2 protein-coding genes and 1 pseudogene are annotated in these 1844 nt (G+C 65.1%); all 3 read left to right on the top strand.

Translation table 11 applies throughout. The features are described 5' to 3' along the window. Positions 1-464 (top strand): annotated as a pseudogene (locus tag EOC06_RS44395) (leucyl aminopeptidase family protein); the annotation flags it as partial. Between the two features lie 73 nt (positions 465-537). Further along, positions 538-888 carry a MarR family winged helix-turn-helix transcriptional regulator gene (locus tag EOC06_RS35395; protein ID WP_013533675.1) on the top strand — a complete coding sequence of 117 codons (351 nt, stop codon included), beginning with the start codon at positions 538-540 and terminating at the stop codon, positions 886-888. A 29-nt stretch (positions 889-917) separates the two neighbouring features. After that, positions 918-1778 (top strand): C40 family peptidase, encoded by an 861-nt coding sequence (locus EOC06_RS35400; protein WP_164748718.1) that lies wholly within the window; start codon positions 918-920, stop codon positions 1776-1778. Positions 1779-1844: the final 66 nt, after the last annotated feature.

Here is a 1844-nt window from a genome sequence, read left to right on the forward strand (position 1 = left end):
GCAATACGGATGCCGAGGGGCGGCTGGTGCTGGCCGATGCGCTGGCGCTGGCCGACGAGGAGGAGCCGCAGCTTCTGGTCGACATGGCGACGCTGACCGGGGCTGCCCGCGTCGCGCTCGGCCCCGATCTGCCGCCGTTCTACACAAGTGACGAAGCGCTGGCATCCGATCTTGCGGCGGCTTCCGTCGCGGCCGAGGACCCTCTGTGGCGCATGCCGCTGTGGCGGCCCTACGATGCAAAACTGTCGTCGAAAATCGCCGACATCAACAATGTCACATCAGACGGTTTCGCCGGCTCGATCACGGCGGCGCTGTTCCTGAAACGCTTCGTCGAAAAGACCGAGGGCTGGGCGCATTTCGACATCTTCGCCTGGAACCCGGCCGATCGTCCGCATGGCCCCGCCGGCGGCGAGGCACAAGGCATCCGCGCCCTAGAGCGGATCATCGCGAAACGCTACGGCTGACGGTTGCAGGCGGAGCCGGCAAAATTGCCTCGACTGAAACGGAACCGAAACAATTTGCCGTCATGCTGGCGCGATGTCGATTGCTATGCGCCCGAGCCAGGCCTTGCGACTGTGGCAGCAAGTGATGCTGTCACAGGTGCGCGACGACGCGCCCGATCTGACCATGCGCCAGACGGCGATCCTGTTCACCATCTATCTCGACCCGCCACCGCACACCGTGCGCGGGCTCGCCGCGCGCCTCAATGTCACCAAGCCGGTGATCACCCGCGCGCTCGACACGATGGGCGCTTTGAAACTCGTTTCGCGTCACCGCGATGAACTCGACAAGCGCAATGTGCTGATCAGGCGCACGGTCGAGGGCGCGCTCTTTGTCGAGCGCTTCGGCGATGGTATCATCGCCAAGGCGCTCGAACTGCCGATGTGAGCGCATTACCTTTCAACAGAGTGTTCGATTTGACTGCCAGGGATGCCCGCCTTCACGCTTTTCGCTCCGATCTCGCCGATGCAAGGCTGAAGGGCGAGGTCACCGCCGAGCGCTTCGTCGCCGGCCGGCCGGCGCGGGTCACCGCGTCAGTGGCCGATATGCGCAAGGCGCCGCGGCCGGACGCCGGCGTCAACACGCAAGCGCTGTTCGGCGACGATGTCCTGGTCTTCGATGTCGCTGAGGGCTGGGCCTGGGTCCAGGCCGAACGCGACGGCTATGTCGGCTACGTCGCCGACACGATGCTGGGCAAACGGGACCATGCGCCGACGCACATCGTCTGCGTGCCGCGCACCTTCCTCTACCCCGGGCCGGATCTGCGCTTTCCGATCGCCGGACAATTGTCGATGGGATCGACGGTGACGGTGACGGAGGCCGCCGAGACGCGCGGTACGCACTATGCGGTCCTGCCTTCCGGCGAGGCGTTGATCGCAAGCCACCTGCGGCCGCTCAGTGAAGCTGCCTCCGACTATGTCGCGGTTGCCGAGGCGTTTCTCGGCACGCCCTATCTCTGGGGCGGCACTTCCGGTTTCGGCATCGACTGTTCGGGCCTTGTGCAATTGGCGATGCGCATGGCCGGCAAAGACGTGCTGCGCGATTCCGACATGCAGGCGGCGACACTTGGCGAGCCGCTCGAACCGGGACCTGATTTCTCCGGGTTGCGACGCGGCGATCTGGTGTTCTGGAAGGGCCATGTCGCCGTCATGACCGACGCCGACACGATGATCCACGCCAACGGCCACACCATGCTGGTGTCGCGCGAAGGGCTGAAGGACGCCGTCGCCCGCATCGGATATCTTTACGGCGGTCCGACCGGGTTCAGGAGGCCGTAGTGCAGTTTCTTCCTTCTCCCCTTGTGGGAGAAGGTGTCGCCGAAGGCGACGGATGAGGGGTGTTCC

The sequence above is a fragment of the Mesorhizobium sp. M7A.F.Ca.MR.362.00.0.0 genome, assembly GCF_004023175.1.
In the GTDB taxonomy this organism is placed as follows: Bacteria; Pseudomonadota; Alphaproteobacteria; order Rhizobiales; family Rhizobiaceae; genus Mesorhizobium.